Here is a 703-nt window from a genome sequence, read left to right on the forward strand (position 1 = left end):
ACAGGATTCGAACCTGCGACACCTTGGTCCCAAACCAAGTACTCTACCAAGCTGAGCTACTTCCCGAGTTAAATAGAAAAATGCACCCTAGAGGAGTCGAACCTCTAACCGCCTGATTCGTAGTCAGGTACTCTATCCAGTTGAGCTAAGGGTGCTCATTAGTTTATGCCGAGGACCGGAATCGAACCGGTACGATCGTTACCAATCGCAGGATTTTAAGTCCTGTGCGTCTGCCAGTTCCGCCACCCCGGCCTCTCTAAGCGAACGACGGGATTCGAACCCGCGACCCCCACCTTGGCAAGGTGGTGTTCTACCACTGAACTACGTTCGCACTGTTTTCTTCTATCTAAAAATGCCGGCTACATGACTTGAACACGCGACCCTCTGATTACAAATCAGATGCTCTACCAACTGAGCTAAGCCGGCTCATTTATTATATCTTAATGCGGGTTAAGGGACTTGAACCCCCACGCCGTTAAGCGCCAGATCCTAAATCTGGTGCGTCTGCCAATTCCGCCAAACCCGCATATATGACCCGTACTGGGCTCGAACCAGTGACCCATTGATTAAAAGTCAATTGCTCTACCAACTGAGCTAACGAGTCTAAAATAACTTCCGTTATCTTAAACGGTCCCGACGGGAATCGAACCCGCGATCTTCGCCGTGACAGGGCGACGTGATAACCGCTACACTACGGGACCTA

Annotated in this window: 7 tRNA genes; all 7 read right to left on the reverse strand. The window is 50.5% G+C overall.

What is annotated here, in order from left to right:
• Positions 1-81: 81 nt before the first annotated feature.
• The 7 genes from HMPREF1048_RS07975 to HMPREF1048_RS08005 all read right to left on the reverse strand — a co-directional run bounded on the left by HMPREF1048_RS07975 (position 82) and on the right by HMPREF1048_RS08005 (position 701).
• Positions 82-155 (reverse strand) — tRNA-Arg (locus tag HMPREF1048_RS07975).
• 11 nt (positions 156-166) lie between these two features.
• Positions 167-252 (reverse strand) — tRNA-Leu (locus tag HMPREF1048_RS07980).
• Between the two features lie 7 nt (positions 253-259).
• Positions 260-331: transfer RNA gene (locus tag HMPREF1048_RS07985), tRNA-Gly, on the reverse strand.
• A gap of 22 nt (positions 332-353) precedes the next feature.
• Positions 354-426: transfer RNA gene (locus HMPREF1048_RS07990), tRNA-Thr, on the reverse strand.
• Positions 427-444: 18 nt separating this feature from the next.
• A tRNA-Leu gene (locus HMPREF1048_RS07995) sits at positions 445-526 on the reverse strand.
• Between the two features lie 5 nt (positions 527-531).
• Positions 532-604: transfer RNA gene (locus HMPREF1048_RS08000), tRNA-Lys, on the reverse strand.
• Positions 605-628: 24 nt separating this feature from the next.
• A tRNA-Asp gene (locus HMPREF1048_RS08005) sits at positions 629-701 on the reverse strand.
• Positions 702-703 lie beyond the last annotated feature (2 nt).

The sequence above is a fragment of the Streptococcus mitis SK575 genome, assembly GCF_000257865.1.
GTDB classification, from domain to species: Bacteria; Bacillota; Bacilli; order Lactobacillales; family Streptococcaceae; genus Streptococcus; species Streptococcus mitis_CQ.